General features: G+C 66.7%; 15 protein-coding genes and 1 riboswitch. Of the genes, 4 read left to right on the top strand and 11 right to left on the bottom strand.

The window, feature by feature from the left end:
• Positions 1–21: 21 nt before the first annotated feature.
• The gene (locus QPK31_RS10850; RefSeq protein WP_290422956.1) at positions 22–1,056 is read right to left on the bottom strand and encodes a bile acid:sodium symporter family protein; all 1,035 of its coding nucleotides are present in this window, start codon (positions 1,054–1,056) and stop codon (positions 22–24) included.
• Between the two features lie 178 nt (positions 1,057–1,234).
• On the opposite strand from QPK31_RS10850, the gene QPK31_RS10845 reads away from it, so the two are divergent.
• On the top strand, positions 1,235–3,370 hold the full coding sequence (locus tag QPK31_RS10845) for a S46 family peptidase (RefSeq protein WP_290422955.1): 2,136 nt from the start codon (positions 1,235–1,237) through the stop codon (positions 3,368–3,370).
• 181 nt (positions 3,371–3,551) lie between these two features.
• Here the strand turns inward: QPK31_RS10845 and QPK31_RS10840 are convergent, their stop codons facing one another.
• Genes QPK31_RS10840 through QPK31_RS10815 form a run of 6 tightly spaced genes read right to left on the bottom strand, consistent with a single transcriptional unit; the run spans position 3,552 to position 10,751 of the window.
• Positions 3,552–4,946 (bottom strand): PAS domain-containing sensor histidine kinase, encoded by a 1,395-nt coding sequence (locus QPK31_RS10840; RefSeq protein WP_290422954.1) that lies wholly within the window; start codon positions 4,944–4,946, stop codon positions 3,552–3,554.
• On the bottom strand, positions 4,943–6,334 hold the full coding sequence (locus tag QPK31_RS10835) for a sigma-54 dependent transcriptional regulator (RefSeq protein WP_290422953.1): 1,392 nt from the start codon (positions 6,332–6,334) through the stop codon (positions 4,943–4,945). Before QPK31_RS10835 ends, QPK31_RS10840 begins: the two co-directional genes overlap by 4 nt.
• A 31-nt stretch (positions 6,335–6,365) precedes the next feature.
• On the bottom strand, positions 6,366–7,565 hold the full coding sequence (locus QPK31_RS10830; RefSeq protein WP_290422952.1) for an ABC transporter permease: 1,200 nt from the start codon (positions 7,563–7,565) through the stop codon (positions 6,366–6,368).
• Positions 7,565–8,812 (bottom strand): ABC transporter permease, encoded by a 1,248-nt coding sequence (locus tag QPK31_RS10825; RefSeq protein WP_290422951.1) that lies wholly within the window; start codon positions 8,810–8,812, stop codon positions 7,565–7,567. The genes QPK31_RS10830 and QPK31_RS10825 overlap by 1 nt, the downstream gene beginning before the upstream one ends.
• 9 nt (positions 8,813–8,821) lie before the next feature.
• Positions 8,822–9,484 carry an ABC transporter ATP-binding protein gene (locus tag QPK31_RS10820; RefSeq protein WP_290422950.1) on the bottom strand — a complete coding sequence of 221 codons (663 nt, stop codon included), beginning with the start codon at positions 9,482–9,484 and terminating at the stop codon, positions 8,822–8,824.
• 19 nt (positions 9,485–9,503) lie between these two features.
• A complete protein-coding gene (locus tag QPK31_RS10815) occupies positions 9,504–10,751 on the bottom strand; it encodes an efflux RND transporter periplasmic adaptor subunit (protein WP_290422949.1) in 1,248 nt (415 codons plus the stop codon).
• 233 nt (positions 10,752–10,984) lie between these two features.
• Here QPK31_RS10815 and pnuC point away from each other — a divergent pair, with 233 nt between their 5' ends.
• Both pnuC and QPK31_RS10805 read left to right on the top strand, forming a co-directional pair.
• Positions 10,985–11,590 carry a nicotinamide riboside transporter PnuC gene (pnuC, locus tag QPK31_RS10810; RefSeq protein WP_290422948.1) on the top strand — a complete coding sequence of 202 codons (606 nt, stop codon included), beginning with the start codon at positions 10,985–10,987 and terminating at the stop codon, positions 11,588–11,590.
• Positions 11,587–12,096, top strand: coding sequence for an ATP-binding protein (locus tag QPK31_RS10805; RefSeq protein ID WP_290422947.1), 510 nt, complete (start codon positions 11,587–11,589; stop codon positions 12,094–12,096). Before pnuC ends, QPK31_RS10805 begins: the two co-directional genes overlap by 4 nt.
• Here QPK31_RS10805 and QPK31_RS10800 read toward each other — a convergent pair.
• On the bottom strand, positions 12,093–14,216 hold the full coding sequence (locus tag QPK31_RS10800; RefSeq protein WP_290422946.1) for a TonB-dependent siderophore receptor: 2,124 nt from the start codon (positions 14,214–14,216) through the stop codon (positions 12,093–12,095). The genes QPK31_RS10805 and QPK31_RS10800 overlap by 4 nt on opposite strands.
• 80 nt (positions 14,217–14,296) lie before the next feature.
• A riboswitch (TPP riboswitch) is annotated at positions 14,297–14,395 on the bottom strand.
• Positions 14,396–14,601: 206 nt separating this feature from the next.
• Positions 14,602–15,561 (bottom strand): DUF535 family protein, encoded by a 960-nt coding sequence (locus QPK31_RS10795; RefSeq protein WP_290422945.1) that lies wholly within the window; start codon positions 15,559–15,561, stop codon positions 14,602–14,604.
• 260 nt (positions 15,562–15,821) lie between these two features.
• Here QPK31_RS10795 and QPK31_RS10790 point away from each other — a divergent pair, with 260 nt between their 5' ends.
• Positions 15,822–16,520, top strand: a complete 699-nt coding sequence (locus QPK31_RS10790; protein ID WP_290422944.1) for a glutathione S-transferase — start codon at positions 15,822–15,824, stop codon at positions 16,518–16,520.
• 36 nt (positions 16,521–16,556) lie between these two features.
• Here QPK31_RS10790 and dkgB read toward each other — a convergent pair whose 3' ends face one another.
• Both dkgB and QPK31_RS10780 read right to left on the bottom strand, forming a co-directional pair.
• Complete coding sequence (gene dkgB, locus QPK31_RS10785; RefSeq protein WP_290422943.1) at positions 16,557–17,357, bottom strand: 2,5-didehydrogluconate reductase DkgB; 801 nt, start codon at positions 17,355–17,357, stop codon at positions 16,557–16,559.
• 22 nt (positions 17,358–17,379) lie between these two features.
• Positions 17,380–18,585 carry an MFS transporter gene (locus QPK31_RS10780; protein ID WP_290422942.1) on the bottom strand — a complete coding sequence of 402 codons (1,206 nt, stop codon included), beginning with the start codon at positions 18,583–18,585 and terminating at the stop codon, positions 17,380–17,382.
• Between the last annotated feature and the right edge of the window lie 97 nt (positions 18,586–18,682).

The following is an 18,682-nucleotide window of genomic DNA, read 5'->3' as shown; positions in this document are numbered from 1 at the left end:
CCGGCGCCGGCTCTGCGCAAGTTAGACCCGCTGGCTCCCGTCCGCCGTCGCGACGGCCACTTTCTCCTTCCGCCGCGCCCAGCGCTGCGCCAGCACCGCGCACACCATCAGCTGGATCTGGTGGAACAGCATCACCGGCAGGATGATCATCCCCAGCGCCGACGGCGCGAACAGCACCTTGGCCATCGGCACGCCAGTAGCCAGGCTTTTCTTCGAGCCGCAGAACACGATGGTGATCTCGTCTTCCTTCGAAAAGCCGAGGCGGCGGCTGGTCCAGGTGGCCAGGCCGAGGGCGATCGCCAGCATCAGGGCGCAGATGCCGAGCAGGGCGGCCAGCGTAGCGCCGGAGACGTGCTGCCACAGGCCTTCGGTCACCGATTCCGAAAACGCGGTATACACCACCAGCAGGATCGAGCCCTGGTCGACATAACGCAACACCGGCTTGTGGCGGTCGATGAAGGCGCCGATCCAGGGACGCAGCAGCTGGCCGGCGAGGAAGGGCAGCAGCAGCTGTTCGACGATGCTCAGCACCTGCGGCCAGCCGAAGCCGGCGTCGCCGGCGCCCTGCACGATCAGCGCGCCCACCAGCAGCGGCGTCAAAAAGATGCCGAGGAAGTTCGACGCCGAGGCGCTGCACACGGCCGCCGCCACGTTCCCGCGCGCCATGGCGGTGAACGCGATCGACGATTGCACCGTCGAGGGCAGCACGCACAGGAACAGGATGCCGAGGTAGAGGTCGGGCGTCAGCAGGCCGAGGGCCAGCGGCTTGATGGCCAGGCCCATCAGCGGGAACATGACGAAGGTCGAGGCCAGCACCAGCAGGTGCAGGCGCCAGTGCAGCAGGCCGGCGACAATCGCGTCGCGCGAGAGCTTGGCGCCGTGCAGGAAGAACAGCAGGCCGATGGCGAAGGTGGTGACATTGCCGAGTACATCGGCGACCTGGCCGCTGGCCGGCAGGACGCTGGCCAGGACGACCATGCCGAGCAGGGCGACGGTGTACGGTTCGATCGCGAGCTTGTGCGCGGTGGAGGAAAGAAGGGTCTTGATGCGTCCCATGTCGGTCTTTCGTGATGCCGGCCCGGCGGGCCAAACGTCTATTCTAGCCAGATTGCGGATGAGGCGTGCAAGTCGATCTCTTCGGCGGGAAGCCCGTATGGACGCCAAAAAACCGTTTTCGCCACCCCGGCAGGCAAGCTATACTCGCCGCTTGTTTTTACTCCTCCGGGGACTTACCTTGTTCAAATCCATCGTCCTGCCGGTCGCCCTGCTTGGCGTCGCGGCACACGCCGTCGCCGACGAAGGCCAGTGGCAACCGCACCAGCTGCCGCAGCTGAAATCCGAACTGAAACGCATCGGCATCACGATGCCGGCCGAAAAACTGGCCGATTTGTCGAAGCATCCGATGAGCGCCATCGTCTCGCTGGGCGGCTGCTCGGCTTCCTTCGTGTCGCCGGACGGCCTGGTGGTCACCAACCACCACTGCGGCTACGGCGCCATCCAGCGCAACTCGACCCCGGAAAAGAACTACATCGTCGACGGCTTCCTGGCCAGGACCCGTGCCGAAGAACTGCCGGGCGGTCCGAACTCGCTGGTCTACGTGACCGAGAAGGTCGAGAACGTGACCGACCGCGTGTTAAAGGGCCTGGATGCCGGCATGAGCGGCCGCCAGCGCAGCGAAACCATCTCTTCACGCATCAAGGCCCTGATCGCCGAGTGCGAGAGCGACAAGGCTTACCGCTGCTCGGTGCCGGCCTTCCACCGCGGCCTCGAGTACTACCGCATCAAGCAGCTGATGATCCGCGACGTGCGCCTGGTGTACGCGCCGTCGGACAAGATCGGCAACTTCGGCGGCGACATCGACAATTACGAGTGGCCGCGCCAGACCGGCGATTTCTCCTTCCTGCGCGCGTATGTGGGCAAGGATGGCCGTCCGGCCGACCCGTCGCCGGATAACGTGCCCTACAAGTCGAAGGACTTCCTGGTTGTCTCCGCCGAAGGCCTGAAGAACGGCGATCCGATCCTGCTGGCCGGCTACCCGGGCCGCACCAGCCGCTACAAGCTGCCGTCGGAGATCCGCTTCGCGCGCGACGTCGATTACCCGGCGAAAGTCGCGACCATCACCGCCGACCTCGACGTGATCGCCGCCGCTACCCGCGGCAACGCCGCCTGGGACGTGCGCTACGCCAGCGTCGCCAAGAGCCTGAACAACGTGCTCAAGAAAACGCAAGGCCTGCTCGACGGCTTTGCGCGCAAGGACATCGCCGCCATCAAGGACGTGCAGGATGCCGAGTTCCGCGCCTGGTACGGCAAGAACGGCAGCGCATCGAACCTGCTCGGCCAGCTGGACGCGGTGATCGCGGCCGACATGGCGCTGTCGCGCCAGGAAGCGGCGTATGCGGAAGCGACCCACAGCGACCTGCTCAAAAGCGCACGCACCCTGTACCGCCTGGCCCAGGAACGCCAGAAGCCGGACGCCCAGCGCGAAAGCGGCTACCAGGAACGCGACCTGTCCTTCATCAAGGCGCGCCTGACCCGCCTGGAACAGTCCTTCGTCACGAATGTCGACCAGGCCCGCTGGGCCGCCGGTCTGCAGCGTTACGCGAAGATCGACGCCAAGCTGCGTCCGCAAGGCCTGGATGCGCTGCTGCCGAAGGCCGACAGCCTGGATGCCTACTACAAGAGCACCGAGCTGGCCGACACCAGCAAGCGCCTGGCCTGGATCGGCAAGGACGTCGACGCCTTCCGCAAGTCGAACGACCCGTTCATCGGGCTGGCCGTGCGCCTGGCCGACGTCGCCGGCAAGCTCGACGACGAGCGCAAGGACATCGACGGCAACCTGGACCGCACCATCCCGCAGTACATGGCGGCCGTGATCGACTGGAAGAAGTCGCAGGGCAAGCCGGTCTACCCGGACGCGAATTCGACGCTGCGCGTGACCTTCGGCACCGTGTCGCCGTATTCGCCGCGCGACGGCCTGGTGAAGGGTCCGTTCACGACCGTCGAGGGCATCGTCGAGAAGCAGACCGACAAGGACCCGTTCCTGGTGCCGGCCAAGCTGACCGAGGCCGTGAAAGCCAAGCGTTACGGCGTGTTCAAGGACCCGGTGCTGAACACCGTGCCGGTCAACTTCCTGTCGAGCGCCGACACCACCGGCGGCAATTCGGGTTCGGCGGTGATGAACAAGCGCGGCGAGCTGGTGGGCCTGAACTTTGATTCGACTTACGAGTCGATCACCAAGGACTGGTACTTCGACACCGCGATCACGCGCGCGATCCACGTCGATATCCGCTACATGCTGTGGGTGATGAAGGAAGTCGACGGGGCGGATAACCTGTTGAAGGAAATGACGATCAAGTACCCAAAAAAATAAACCAGGGTTGATCGTTCAAGAACCGCGGCCGGAGCGATCCCGCCGCGGTTTTTTCTTACGCGGCAGCGGCAACGTAGGGTGGGCGCCCCGTGCCCACGCGTGAACGATGAGCAGACGCAGCTCGATTACGCAAACATAGTGCAGGCGTCACGCGTGGGCACAGGGGCGCCCACCCTACGTATCACATTCCAGTGGCCGCAACGGGGAAACGGATCTCGAACCGTGTCTCGCCGGTGCCTGTCGAGGCCAGCGCGTAGGCAAACCCGTGCCGCGTCAAGACCTCGCGCACGAACATCAGCCCGATCCCCTGGCCGCCCTGCTTGGTGCTGAAGAAGGGCGTGAACAGCTGCCGCGGCGGCACCTCGCCCAGCAGGTCGGCCGAGTCGCACACCGCCAGCACAATGTCATCGCCATCGCGTTCCAGCGACAGATCGACATGCCCACCCGGCACCCCCGCCGCCTGCCTTGCCGCCACCGCCTCGATCGCATTCTTCACGACATTCAGCAGCGCGCCTTCCATCAGATGGGCATCGAGCGCCACCGCAGGCACGGTATCGCAACGGCGCCACCCCAGGCGGATGGCACGGCTGGCGCAGGCTTCGCGGTTCAGCCACAGGATGTCGTCGACCATCTCCTTGACGGCGACTTCGCGCAATTCGGGCGCCGGCATCTTGACCACGCGCGTAAAGCGGTCGATGAACTCGCCCAGGCTCACATTGCGCCGCTTGACCGCCTCGATGGCGGTGGCGAAATCGGCGGCATCCGCGTCCAGCAGCTGGCTGCGGTAGAACAGCAGGGAATCGAGCACCGAGCGCGTGGCGGCCACCGTGTTGTTCACCTCGTGCGCCAGCACCCGCACCAGCTTGGCGTAGGTGGCGCGCTCCGAGTCTTCCAGCTCCGCCGTCAATTCCTCGACCATCAGGAAGTGGCGCGCAAAGCCGCGGTCGTAGAACTGGCCGCGCTGTGCACGGTAGCGGCGGCCCTCCAGGTCGGTGAGCAGGCGGCTGTCGCCCAGGGGCAGGGCGTCGAGCTGGGCGATCAGGTCCAGGCTGCGTTCGCGCGCCCGTGCATCCAGGCCGCGCGCCAGCGGCGCTTCGCCCGACAGCCACGCCGCCAGCGCACGGCCCTGCGGCAGCTCGATGCCGAGTAGCCGCAGGGCGCTGGCATTCACCAGGCTGACCGCGCCGTCGAAATCGAAGACCAGCACCGCGCCCGGCGTCGCTTCCAGCAGGCGGTCGAGGAAACCCTGCTGCTCGCCGGCGGCCAGGCGTTCGCGGTGCAGGGCCGCCAGCATGGTGTTGAACATCCCGACCAGCTCTTCCAGTTCGCGCGAGGCTGGGGCCGACAGGCGGTTCGCGTAGTGCCCGTCCTGCAGCAGGTCGTGGAAGCGGCGCGTGTAGCCGAGGGGTTCGAGTGCGCGCCGCACCAGGGCGAAGCCCAGCACCAGGCTGCCCAGCAGCAGCGCCTCGGCCAGGACGAACAGGGCTGGGCGGTCGATCAGCAGCAGGGCCGCGGCGCCGAACAGCAGCAGGTGCAAGGCCAGCAGGTAGGCGCCCAGGCGCAGGCGCAGCGTCATTCCTCGTGTCCCTGGCCGGGTTCGGCCAGGCCGTGGCGCTCCAGGCGCCGGTACAACGCCGTGCGCGACAGGCCCAGGACCCTGGCCACGCGCGTGATGTTGCCGCCGTGCTGGTCGAGCGCCTGCTCGATCATGTGGCGCTCCACCTGTTCCAGCGTCATGCCGTCCACGCCGAGGCGCAGGCTGCTGCCCGCGTCGTCGTGCTGGCCGGCCGCGAAGTCGGCGCCCGTCAACTGGGCCTTGCCGGCCAGGAGCAGGGTGCGTTCCAGCGTCTGCTTGAGCTGGCGGATGTTGCCGGGCCAGGGCTGGGCGCCCAGCCAGTCGAGCGCGCTGGCGCTCAGGCTCACCTCGCCCAGGCCGTAGCTCTCCGCCACCGATGCCGCGATGTGCCGCGCCAGCAGCGGGATGTCGCTGCGCCGTTCGCGCAGCGGCGGCAGGCGGATCGTGATCAGGTTCAGGCGGTAGAACAGGTCTTCGCGGAAGTCGCCGGCGGCCACCAGTTCGGCCAGTTCGCGGTTGGTGGCCGAGACCACGCGCACGTCGGCCTGTTCGCTGCGGCTGGCGCCGACCGGCTGGTAGCGCCCGTCCTGCAGCACGCGCAGCAGCTTCACCTGGTCGCCGCGGTTCAGTTCCCCGATCTCGTCCAGGAACAGGGTGCCGCCTTCGGCCGCCGCGATGTGGCCCTTGCGATCGCTGCGCGCATCGGTGAATGCGCCGCGCACGTGGCCGAACATCTCGCTTTCGAATAGGGTCGGCGTGATCGCGCCCATGTTGATCTTGACGACAGGTTCGCTTACGCGCGCGCTGTTGCGGTGGATGGCGTCGGCCACCAGCTCCTTGCCGGTGCCGCTTTCGCCGAGGATCAACACCGGCGCCCGCGTGCGCGCCACCTGGCCGACCGTGGCCAGCACGCGCAGCAGTTTCGGGTGCTCGCCGACGATGGCGGAAAAATCGAAGCCGCTGTCGAGCGCCGCGCGCGTCGGGCCGCCGGCAGGCGAACCGGCCAGCTCCAGGGTGGCGCGCACCAGCTCCACCAGCTGGGCGTTGTCCCAGGGCTTGGTGAAGAAGTTGGCGGCGCCGGCCTTGATGCCGTTGACGGCCAGCGCGATCGAACCCCAGGCCGTCATCAGCAGCACCGGCAGCTGGGGATGGCGCTGGCGGATGGCGTCGAGCAGGGCCAGGCCTTCGGCGCCGCTGGTCTGCAGCGAGAAGTTCATGTCCTGTAAAACGAGGTCGAACGGTTCGCGTGCCAGCAGGGCCAGGGCTTCGTCCGGCCCGCTGCAGCAGGCGGCGTCGAAACCGGATTGCTTCAGCAGCAGGGCCAGCGAGACCTGGACCGCGCCATCGTCGTCGACGACCAGGACGCGCGGCTTGTGTGATGCTTCCATCTTGGATTGTCTCTCTTGTCGCTTTTTTTTGTTACTCGTAGTGCAGCGCTTCGGTCGGGCTCAGGCGGCTGGCGCGCCAGCCCGGGTACAGGGCGCACAGCAAGGATAGCAGATAGATGACCCCCATCGACAGCACTGCCGCCGCCGCGAAGACCGTCCAGTTCAGGCTTTCTCCCAGCACGCCGGTAAGCGGCAGCTGCACCAGGAGGGCCAGGCCGAGCGCAATCGCAATCGAACTGAGCATGAATTGTTCGAGCACGATCTGGCGGTAGATGCCCGCGGCGCTGGCGCCGATGGCGCGGCGCAGGCCGATCTCGGGAATGCGCGCGGTGGTGTTCTGCCACAGCGCGCCGAACAGGCCGAAGGCAACCATCACCAGCATGAAGGCGGCGATCACCGACACCAGCACCAGCGGCGTGGCGCGGGTGTGCAGCATGTTCTTGCGCAGCGTGGACAGCGGCGTGATCTGGAAGGCCCAGTCGTTGCGGATCAGTTTCAGGCGGCGGTTCAGGCGCTTCTCGAAATCGCGCGTGGTGCCGGGCTTCACCTGCAGCACGATGGTGCGGATGTCGCCGTCGTTCTTGCCGGCCTCGAAGCGCAGGAAGGCGAAGTTGACTGGCGCCTCGAATTCGCCCTTGGCGCGGAATTCGTCCACCACGCCGACCACCTTGTAGCTCACTCCAGGCTTGCCGCCTTCGCCATCGATGAACTGCTGGCCCACCGCGCGCTGGCCGGGGAACATGGCTTCGGCCATGCGGCGGTTGATGACCACCGTGCGCGCGGCGCTGCCGTTGTCGAGCTCGGAGAACCAGCGGCCCTCGGCCAGCCGGATGCCGAGTACGCCGGCCAGCCCGTCGTCGACCTCGATCAGTTCGGTGTGCACTTGCGGGTCCTTGCCGCCGCGCCGCATGTCGGAAGTATAGGTGGACATCGCATACGGCTCGAAAGCGGCAAAGGCCACGCCGCTGACTTCCGGCAGTTCGAGCAGGCCGCGGCGCAGGTTGTCGTAGACGCCGGCATCGAAATGCTGCTTGCCGTTGTCGCCGGCCTGGATCGTCACCGACCAGACATCGGCCGCATCGAAGCCGAGCGGCATCCGGTACAGCTGGGCATAGCGCGCGCCGAAGGCGGCGACCCCGAACACGATGGCAAAGGCAAGCAGGATCTCGAGGCTCAGCATCAGGTTCCTGGACTTGCGCTTCCAGGTCAGTTTCAGCAAATGGCGGAACATCAAACGGCTCCCTTCAGGGCGTGGACGGGATCGAGGCGCGACATCTTCCAGGCGGGCAGCACGCCGGAGACGAGGCCGAAGATGGTGGCGATCAGCATGCCCCAGCCGAACACGGCCAGGTTCAGGCTGTACTGCATGTAGTCGACCAGCTGGATAGTTTCGAGCCAGGCCAGCACGCCGGCGGTGACGGCCAGCGCGATCAGCCCGCCGGCCAGGCAGAGCAGCACGTTTTCCACCACCAGCTGGAGCGCCAGCTGCGAACTGGTGGCGCCGAAGGCCTTGCGCACGCCGATCTCGACTCGCCGCTCCATGATGCGGCCCGTGTTCAGGTTGACCAGGTTCAGGGCCGGCAGCAGCATGAAGACCAGCATCGCCACGACGATCAGGGTGAGCAGCAGGCCGGCGCCGGAATCGAAGGTCTCGCTGCCGCCCACCGTCAAGCGCGCAAACAAATCGAGTTTGCTGTCGGCCCAGAAGCGGGTCTTCGCCCATTTCTTCGGATCGTCGTGCACCACGGTCCTGGCGATGCTCTCCACCTGGCGCCGGATGCGTGGCAGGTCGGCACTGCTCTCGGCCAGGATCAGGGCGACGAACATGCCGGTCAGCTGGTTGCGGTAGTCCGAGGAAGCGAAGGTGCTGATCGGCGCCCAGATGTCGGCAAACGCGTTCACGTGCATCGCATCCGCGACCACGCCCACGACCTCGAAGTTCTGGCCGCCGACGTCGATGTGCTGGCCGACCGCAGCCGCGGGCAGGCCCGGGAACAGGCGCTTGGCGGTCGTGGCATTCAGGACGGCGACCATGCGGCCCGCGGCGTCGTCGGCGGCGGTCGGCAGGCGTCCGGCGAGCACGGGGAAATCGAGGATCTTCCAGTAGTCGGCGTCGACGCGGCGCATCTGCAGTTCGCTCACGCGCTCGCCCTGGTAGACCGAGGTCGGGGAGGGCAGGGTGGCGGCGGCGACGCGCTCGACGCCGGGCATGGGCTTGAGGAATTTGTCGATCAGCTTGTAGCCGAGCGGCGTGGTGCTGACGCTATTGCCGTCGGGGCTGTCCATGCGCATCAGCATGATCTGCAGGAAGCGCTCGCTCTTGCCCTCCACGCCGGATGGGCGGAAGGCGGTTTCCAGCAGCGAGGCGACCACCATCAGTACCACCAGGGTGAGCACGATGCACAGCAGGTTGATCGCGGTGAAGAGCTTGCGGCGCATGAAGACTTTCCATGCGGTGAGCAGGTAGTTGCGGAGCATGGCTTCTCCTCAGGCGACCAGCTGGCCGTCGAACACGCGCACGATGCGGCTGGTGCGGCGCGCCTCGTGTTCGTCGTGGGTGACCATGACCACCGTGGTGCCTTCGCTGTTCAATTTCAGCAGGATGTCCATCACCTCGGCGCCCATCTTGCTGTCGAGGTTACCGGTCGGCTCGTCGGCCAGCAGTACCTGCGGCCGGCCGACGATCGCGCGCGCGATCGCCACGCGCTGCTGCTGGCCGCCCGAGAGCTGGTTCGGGAAGTGGTCTATGCGTGCGCCCAGCCCCACCTTTTCCAGCGCTTCTTGCGCCAGGCGGCGCCGTTCCCCGGCCGCCATGCTGCGGTACAGCAGCGGCAGCTCGACGTTGTCGATCACGCGCAGGTCGGGGATCAGGTGGAAGCTCTGGAAAATGAAGCCGAAGGTGCTGTTGCGCAGCTTGGCCACCTGCTTGTCGCGGTAGCGCGTGATCGGAATGCCCTCGACCTCGATGCTGCCCTCGCCGGGGCGGTCGAGCAGGCCGATCAGGTTCAGCAGGGTGCTCTTGCCGCAGCCGCTGGGGCCCATCATGGCGACGAACTCGCCTTTCTTCACGTGCAGGTCGACGTCCTTCACGGCCAGGGTTTCCACCTTGTCGGTGCGGTAGGTCTTGCTGACCTTGTTCAGTCGGATCATGTTTTTCCCTCGTTTGGATTCAGTTGGTGATGCGGATGCTGTCGAGATTCGCAAAGGCCTTGGTGTCGGAAACGATGAAGCGCTCGCCCGGCCGCGCGCCGGACAGCACCTCGACCAGCTTGCCGTCGCCGCCGCCCAGCTGCAGCGTGGTCTTGCGCGCCACGCCGTCGCGCACCGCGAATGCCGGCTGCGGCCCGCTGCCGTTGAAGGCGGCGCCGGCGTCGAGCACCAGGGCGCCGGTCTTTTGTTCGGTGACGATATTCACGTCGACGCGCATCTTGTTGCGCAGCAGCGGGTTGTGCGGCTGCTCCAGGTCGACCAGCAGCTTGACGGTGCCGTTCTGGATCTCGGGCAGGATGGTGTGCACGCGGCCGGCGAGGATCTCGCCGTTCTGCTCCACGCGCACCTTCTGGCTTGGTGTCAGCAGGCGCGCATGGAAGTCGGACAGCGCCGCCTCGACCCGGTAGTTGTTCATCTCCGACACGCGCGCCAGCAGCTGGCCGGCGGCCACGCTGGCGCCTTCTTCCTGCACCAGCGTGGTCAGCATGCCGGCAAACGGCGCGCTCACGCGGGTCTGGGCCAGCAGGCGCTCCTGCTGGGCGATCTGCTTGGTCAGGATCGCCTTTTGCAGGTTGGCGGCGTCGATGCTGCCGGCGGTGGCGCGGCGGCTGTCGGCAATCTGCTCGCGCTGCTGGCGCAGCTGGATCTCGGTGCGCTTGACGTTCAGTTCCGAGGCCAGCAGGTCTTCGCCCGACACCAGGCCGCTCTGGCGCAGCTTCTGGTTGCGCTCCTGGCGCGCGCGCGCCGACAGCAGGTCGAGCTCCAGCAGTTCGATGCTGCTGGCGAGCGTCTTGTGCTTCTGGTCCAGCTCCAGCTTCAGCAGGTTGATGCGGTTTTCCTGCTGCGCCAGCTGCTCCTGCAAGGCGTCGAGCGCGAGGCGCACGTCGCGGTCGTCGAGTTCGAGCAGCAGCTCGCCGGCCTTTACTTGCTGGCCCGGCTTGGCGTGGACCCTGAACACGCGGCTGGCGGCAGGGCTGGCCACCACTTCCTCGTGCACCGGGATCACGACGCCGGACGCGTTGACGGTGCTGGCGACGTCGCCCTTGCGCACGGTGGAGACCACGATGTCGGACGCGGCCACGCTCGGACGCAGCAGGCGGTTGATGCCCCAGCAGGCGGCCACCAGGGCGATGAAGAGCAGGGCGCCGGCGGCCAGGCGGATATGCTTGCGGCGGCGGAGGAAGACGGGGTCGAGGGCTTGGTCCATGGCCTCCTTATTGCAAGGGCCGTGCCAGCAGGTCTTGCCCCGTGCGGCGCCGCTTGCCAGGACCCGGGCTGACCGGCTGCGAACACCGGTGTCCGGATTCGGACACTCAGCCTTGCGCATTCCCCCATCAGCTCCCATAATCGCCTGCTTAGCTGTTGCAGAACCCTGGCGGCCTTCGTTCGCGCCGCTTCGAACATGCTCCGTATCCGCTGTGCCTTCGCCCGACTGCCTCAATGAACGATACCCTTGCGATCTTCGGCTTCCCGACCACGCCCCTCGAACTGATCTCGTTTGCCCTGGCAGTGACGACCGTGCTCCTCAACGTGCGCCAGAACCACTGGGCCTGGCTGTTCTCGATCACCTCGTCGGCCACGTATGCGGTGGTGTTCTTCGACGCCCGCCTGTACGGCGACAGCGGCTTGCAGCTGGTGTTCATCGCCGCCTCGGTGTGGGGCTGGTATCAGTGGCTGCGCGGAACAGGGGAGACGCGCCTGGTGGTCACCCGTTTGCGCTGCGCCGGCTGGGCCTGGGCGCTGGCCGGCTGGGCGCTCGGCTTCCTGGCGTTGTCGTGGTTCCTGAAGACGTATACGAACACCGACGTGCCGCGCATGGATGCTTTCCTTACCGCCGGCAGCCTGGTCGGCCAGCTGCTGCTGGCGCGTAAAAAAGTCGAGAACTGGGTCATCTGGATCGTGGTCGACGTGCTGTACGTCGGCCTCTACCTGTTCAAGGACCTGCACGTGACGGCGGTGCTGTACGCGGTCTTCGTGCTGCTGGCGGCGCGCGGGCTGCGTGCCTGGAGCAACATTGCGCAGGTCAAGGCAGGGGCGGACCGATGAAGCGTATTGCGATTCTCGGCGCCGAGTCCTCGGGCAAGTCGACCCTGTGCGAGGCGCTGGCGCGGCGCTACCGCACTGTGTGGGTGCCGGAATACCTGCGCGAATTCGTCGACACGATGGGCCGCGTGCCTTTCGAGGACGACCAGTTCGGCATTGCCCGCACCCAGCGTGCGCGCGAGGATGCGGCGGCCTTGCAGGCACGCGATGTCCTGTTCTGCGACACCACACCGCTGATGACGGCCTTGTACAGCCGCGTCTACTGGGGCCGTGTCGATGACCGGCTGGCGGAACTGGCGCGCAGCCACGACTACGCGCTGACGCTGGTGACGGCCACCGACACACCCTGGATGCCGGACGGCCTGCAGCGCGAATCGGAGGAAGTGCGCGACCTGGTGCACCGTATGGTGCTGGCGGAGTTGCAGGAAAGGGGCATCCCTTACCTGCTGGTGCAGGGTGACCTGCCGCAGCGACTGCGGCGGGTGGAGGAAGCGCTGGCCGCGCTTTAGAAGTCGAACTGCGCCGACACGCGGAAGGTGCGCGGCACGCCCGGCAGCAGGTAGCCGCCCAGTTGCTGGGTGACGTCGCGCCAGTAGAACTTGTCGAACAAATTGTCGACGCGCGCACGCAGCGTGACGTTCGTCGCGCCCATCTTCATGCCATAGGCCGCGCCCAGGCCGAACACGTGGTAGCCCGGCACATACACCGTGTTCTGCGGATCGAAGGACTTCTTGCCCGCGTATTGCCACTGGCCGCTGAGCTTCAGGCCGGGCACCATCGGCAGCGCGTAGTCGGCCCACAGCGTGGTCTTCAGCTCCGGCACGTTGGTCACGCGTTTGCCGTCGTAGAGGGCGTTGCCGGTGTCCTGCTGCTTTGCCCGCAGCGCCATCAGGGTGGCGCCGTAGGTCAGGGCGCCGCTGCCGCGCTGGGCCGCGAGTTCAAAGCCGCGGTGCATCTGCTTGCCGTTGCGGACAAAAGTGTTCGCCGCGTTCACGTATTCCAGGCCGGTGCTGATCTGGAACAGCGCGGCGCTCAAGGCCACGTCGCCGAAGTTGCCCTTGGTGCCGAGTTCGAACTGCTTCGAGCGGTTCGGGCCCAGGTCCTGGTTCTGGTTGGTGGTTTCCATCTCCGCCACGCCGCCCGATTGCAGGCCGTAGGCCACGGTGCCGTACACGTTCCAGCGCGGCGTGATGCCGTAGACCAGCGACGCGCTCGGCAGCAGCCAGCTGTCCTTGTTCGAGGTCGGGCCGAGTGCGAGTTCCGGCGTTTGCGTGCTGTCGATCCTGGTGTAGCGCAGGCCGGCGTGCAGGGTGAGGTCCGGCGTCAGCGTCAGGATGTCCTGCACGAAGAGGGAACGTTCGCGCTCGGTGAAGCGCTCGCTGACCGGGCCGGTGCTCGGGTTGCCTGGTGCGGGATCGACGACCAGGTTCTGGTAGATGTTGCTGTAGCCGGCGTAGTCGTAGACGTAGTCGCCCCAGCTGTTGTGGCGCTCGGCGTAGCCGATGCCGGCGGTGAGCACGTGGCGCAGGGCGCCGGTGGCGAAGCGGCCCTGGACTTGCGCCTGCACGCCGAACGGCGTCCTGCGCTCGCCCACGCTCTGGTAGTCGTACACGTCGTAGTCGCCATTCGAGCAGTAGCCCGGGTAGTAGCCGTCGCCTTCGTTCGAGCAGCCGTAAGGGAAGGCGGTGTAGTCGTCGCGCTTGAACCAGTGCTTGTTGGCGGTGACCGTGGCGCGCCAGTCGGCGTTCAGGCGGTAGTCGAAGCGCAGGCCGACGTTGGCGCTGTCGGTGTCGACCGGCTTGGTCCAGGGCTGGGCGTTCAGCAGGGTCTTCGGATTCACGCCGCGCGGCAGTTCCACGCCGCGGATCAGCTGGTAACCCGGTGCGGTGACCTGCTCCTTGTGCTGGAAGTCGGCGTCCAGCTGCAGCAGCGCGTCCGGCGAGATCTGCCAGTCGAAGGCGCCGGATACGAACTGGCGCTTGCCGTCGGCGCCGTCGACATAGGAACGCAGGCGCTCGGCGGCGGCGTTCACGCGGTAGCCGAAGCGCTTGTCCTCGAAGCGGCCGCCCAGGTCGACCGCGCCGTACAGCGTGCCGCGCTCGCGCGCTTCGACCGTCACCGAGCGCAGGTCGCTGCTGGTCGGGCGCTTGGTGACGAAGTTCAGGATGCCGCCCGGCGCCGCCAGGCCGGCCTGCATGCCGGCCACGCCTTTCAGCAGTTCCAGGCGCTCCTTGTTCTCCAGCGGGATCTGGGTGTCGGCGGAAATGACGATGCCGTCCTTGCGGTAGCCCGAGTTCGGGTTCAGCATGAAGCCGCGCACCGAGAACTGCTCGGCATAGCCGACGGCGTTGTAGGCGTCGCCGACCGAGGCGTCGTAGGCGAGGGCGTCGGTTGCGCTGCGGATCGACAGATCCTGCATCTGCTCGCGGCTGAAGGCGCTGATCGAGACCGGGGTGTCGACGATAGCCATGTCGGCGAAGCCGCCGATGCTGGCGCGGTCGCTGACGGTCCACTTGCTGCCGCTGACGACGACCGAGGGGATGGCGTCGGTCGTTTGTGCATGGGCCGGAACGGCGAACGCCTGGGCCACGGCGCAGGCGAGGAGGGAATACTGCAAAACTGGTTTCATTGTGTGCTCGGGTTTCGAGCGGCGCACCGGCGCCGCTTTTGATAAAGCCGGAGCCAACGTGGGGGAAGGGCAAGGAGGATGGGAACTGCGTTGCGCTTTCCTTCGCTGGCATTATCCAGATCAGGTACGAAGGGTATCTCTCACCCGGAACGCGAATTCCAGGACCCCTAGCGAAGGCGCGAGTGTAGCACGGAGGATGGCGCTTTTGTCAATGCTGGAATGGCGCCCGTCGATATGCGGGTTTTCGTAGGGTGGACACCTGTGTCCACGCTGTCTCATCGCGTGTTCGGACGCGGCGCGTGAAACGGTGGGTATTCAAGGGTACGACCGCGTGGGCACAGGTGCCCACCCTACAACAGCAAATTCCATCGGCCGTTCAAAAGGTTCACACCTCGGCGGTTTCGCGCAGCGGCGCCGCATGCTCATGGTGCGCACGCGCATGCAGCAAATGCCGCTGCAGGGTCGACTTCGCCGCGTCCCCGATCGCGCGCCAGTACTCGCGCCGTTGCGCCGCGCGTTTGCGGTGCTTGGACGGCATGTCGGCCAGCGGCTTGAGGTAGAAGGGGAGCGAGATCAGCCAGGTGTCCCCCGGCAGCTCGACTCCGCCCAGGATCTTCCAGAAACCATCGTAGGCATTCGCGAAGTGCTTGGCATCGAGCGGGTCGTAGGCCGGATGCGCGGTGCACTTCACGCCCGCCACCTGCTCCATGCCCACGGCCTGGGCCACGCCCTGCATCGCGGCGAAGCAGAAGAAGCTCGGCGAGTTGTTGGGAAAGGCGTTCTCGAAGGCCTCGAAGGCTACGCCCGAATCGGTCCAGCGTCCCTGGTTGCGGGTGACGAAGGGCAGCAGCCCCGGCGGCAGGCCGGCCACCGCGCCGTCGACCCAGGAGAACGACAGCCGGTGCAGCACCTTGCCGTCGGCGACCAGGGCAATCGTCAGGTCGCCCTCGGCATTCATGCGCGAGGCCATTTCCAGGCGGATCAGGAACTGGCTGCCGGCCGCCTCCATCTGCCACAGCGCCAGCCCGCCGCCGGCATACACCGCCTGCTTGTAGGCGGCGTTGAAACTGGTTTCCTCGAAACGGTAGTGCGACAGCACGCACTGCACCCGCTGGCGCGCCGACAAGCCCTTGACCAGGTAGTCGCGGTGGCTCAGGTGATGGAACAGGTCGTCGTTCGAAGGCGCCGCCACGTAGTTGCGCACGACGTCGAGCTGGCACAGCGATGCATGGTCGCCCCAGTACAGCAGCACGCGCGCACTGCGCAGCACCGACTTCAGGCGCGAGGGGAGGGAAAGCCGGCCGTTGTGGGCCGTCCAGTACTTGGCGAGGTGGGCGAAAATCATGGTCGCGTTCCGTAGGTGGCGGTGTCAGGCAAACTTATGGTGGCTCAGCTGCCCCATGCCGGCGGTGAGATTGCTCAAGAGAAATAAATTCTCTGGGGCAATCTTTCCGGCGCTCTGACTGGAAATCGCGAACATATTTCTGCTCCTTCGGCTCTGATTCTTGTCAAACGTAATGACATGTTTCTTACAAGAATAACATGAGCCGCGCGCGCTCCCGCCGGATTTTGTTCGATACTCCCGGTTCACCTACGGAGAACACCATGGCTTACGATTTGTATTACTGGCCGAGCCTGCAGGGCCGCGGCGAATTCGTCCGGCTGGCACTCGAGGAAGCAGGCGTCGACTACGCCGACGTGGCGCGCGGGCCGCATGGCGTCGACGTGTTGACGGCGGCAATGAAGGAAGGCCCGACGCCCGCGTTCGCGCCGCCCTTCCTGCGCGCCGGTGACCTGCTGATCGGCCAGACCTCGACCATCCTGATGTTCCTCGGCGAACGTCACGGCCTGGCGCCGCAGGATGAGGCCGGCCGCTTCTGGACCCAGCAACTGCAGCTGACGATTGCCGACGTGGTAAGCGAGGTGCACGATACCCACCACCCGGCCGGCATGAACGCGTATTACGAGGACCAGAAACCCGAGGCCCTGCGCCGTTCGCAGGAATTCACCTCGGCGCGCATCCCCAAGTTCCTCGGCTATTTCGCGCGCGTGCTGGGCGACAAGGATTACCTGCTGGGGCCGGAGGTGACCTATGCGGATCTGTCGCTGTTCCAGGTGCTCGAAGGCTTGCGCTATGCCTTCCCGAAAGCGACGGCGCGCGTGCTGGCCGAGCATCCCCAGCTGGAAGCCTTGCGCCGCCGCGTGGCCGAGCGGCCGCGCATCGCCGCCTACCTGTCGTCCGAGCGGCGCATTCCGTTCAATGAGGAAGGCATCTTCCGGCATTATCCGGAACTGGACGCCTAGTCTCGCTTAGTCTCGCTTAGTCCGGCTCAGGCTCACCTAGTCCCAGGCCGGGGCGAAGTCCGGGCTGACCAGGCGCTCGCCGCGCTCCAGCGCATCGATGGCGGCGATGTCATCCGCGTCCAGGCGCACCCGATGCGCGGCCAGGTTGCTTTCGAGGTTGGCGCGCCGGGTCGAGGACGGGATCACGGCGTAGCCTTTGCCCAGCAGCCAGGCCAGCGTCACCTGGGCCGGCGTCGCCTGCACGCGGTCGGCAATCGCGCGGATCACCGGGTCGTCGATCGCCTTGCCGTAGGCGAGCGGCATGTAGGCGGTGACGTGGATGCCGTGTTCGCGTGCAAACGCCGCCACCGCGCGGTTCTGCAGGTAGGGATGCAGCTCGACCTGGTTGGTGGCGATGTGCTGCGCCCCAACCGCATCGATGGCTTCGCGCATCAGCGGGATCGTGAAGTTCGAGATGCCGATGGCGCGTGTCAGGCCGCGTTCGCGCGCCGTCATCAGCGCCCGCATCGATTCGGCCACGCTGACGGCGGCGCCGGGCGAAGGCCAGTGGACCAGGGTCAGGTCGACCGTGTCCAGGCGCAGCTTGCGCAGGCTCTCTTCCAGGCTCGGGATCAGGGCTTCGCCCGAGAGGTGCTCGGTCCAGATCTTGGTGGTGACGAAGACCTCGCCGCGCGCGATGCCGCTGTGCGCCAGGGCTAGTCCGACCTCGGCTTCGTTGCCGTAGATCTGGGCGGTGTCGATGTGGCGGTAGCCGAGGTCGAGGGCGTTGACGACGCTGTCGATGGCTTGCTGGTTTTGCAGGCGGAAGGTGCCTGCGCCGATGGTCGGCATGTTCATGGTGATGTCCTTTTTCAGTAAATTAAACGAGTTCGGCGGAACGCTGCGGCCGGGCTGCCGCGGTGCTGGCATCGCGCCGGTCGAGGCGGCCGGCCAGCGTGGTCAGGAGCAGGGCGCCGAGCACGACCGCCGCGCCGATCGGCGGCGTTGCCAGCAGGCCCAGGTGTTCGACGATCAGCCCGCCGCCCCAGGCGCCGAGCGCGATGCCGAGGTTGAAGGCGGCGATGTTCAGGCCGGATGCCATGTCCAGCGCCTGCGGCGCATCGCGTTCGGCGCGCTGCACCACGTACAGCTGCAGGCCCGGCACATTGCCGAAGGCGACCGCGCCCCAGGCCAGCACGGTGGCCACCACCAGCACCGGATGCGGCGCGGTGAAGGTCAGCATGGCGAGCACCGCCGCCAGCAGCGCGAACACGATCTGCAAGGCGCGCACCGGCCCCTTGCGGTCGGCCAGGCGTCCGCCCCAGATATTTCCGGCAGCGACCGACACGCCGTAGACCAGCATCACCAGGCCCACGCTCGAGGCCGCGAAACCGGCCACGTCCTGCAGGATCGGCGCCAGGTAAGTAAATGCCGTGAACGAGCCGCCGTAGCCGAGCGTGGTGATGGCATACACCAAAAGCAGGCGCGGTTTCTTCAGCACCGCGAACTGGGCCGCCAGGCCGGCCGGCTTGCCGGCGCCGATGGAAGACGGCACCAGCAGCATGCTGCCGACCATGGCGATCACGCCGAGCAGGGCGACGGCCAGGAAGGTCGACTGCCAGCCGAACTGCTGGCCGATCCAGGTGCCGAGCGGCACGCCGGTGACCAGGGCGACGGTGAGGCCCGTGAACATCAGGGCGATGGCGCGCGCCGCTTTCTCCTTCGGCACCAGGCTGGTGGCGATGGTCGAGCCGATCGAGAAGAAGACGCCGTGCGCCAGGCCGGTCAGCACGCGCGCCGCCATCAGGGCCGCATAGCCGGGCGCCACCGAGGCGACCAGGTTACCGGCCGTGAACAGCAGCATCAGGCCGATCAGCAGGCGCTTGCGCGGCACGCGGGCGGTGAGCGCGGTGAGCACCGGCGCACCGACGGCGACACCGAGCGCGTACAGGCTGACCAGCAGGCCGGCCGAGGGCAGCGAAACGCCGAGGCTGGCGGCAACGTCGGGGATCAGGCCGACGATCACGAACTCCGTCGTTCCGATGGCGAAGGCGCTGAGGGTGAGCGCCCATAAAGCGAGTGGCATATTGTTCTCCTGTAGCCATTGTTTGTGGATGGACTGCAGTCTGAACGGAATGTCGCCCGCGAAAAATCCTTTGCCCTACAATACACTTTTGACTGGG

It is taken from the genome of Massilia sp. YIM B02769 (genome assembly GCF_030411995.1).
Taxonomy (GTDB): Bacteria; Pseudomonadota; Gammaproteobacteria; order Burkholderiales; family Burkholderiaceae_D; genus Telluria.
This window is presented reverse-complemented; position numbering and strand designations above follow the sequence as displayed.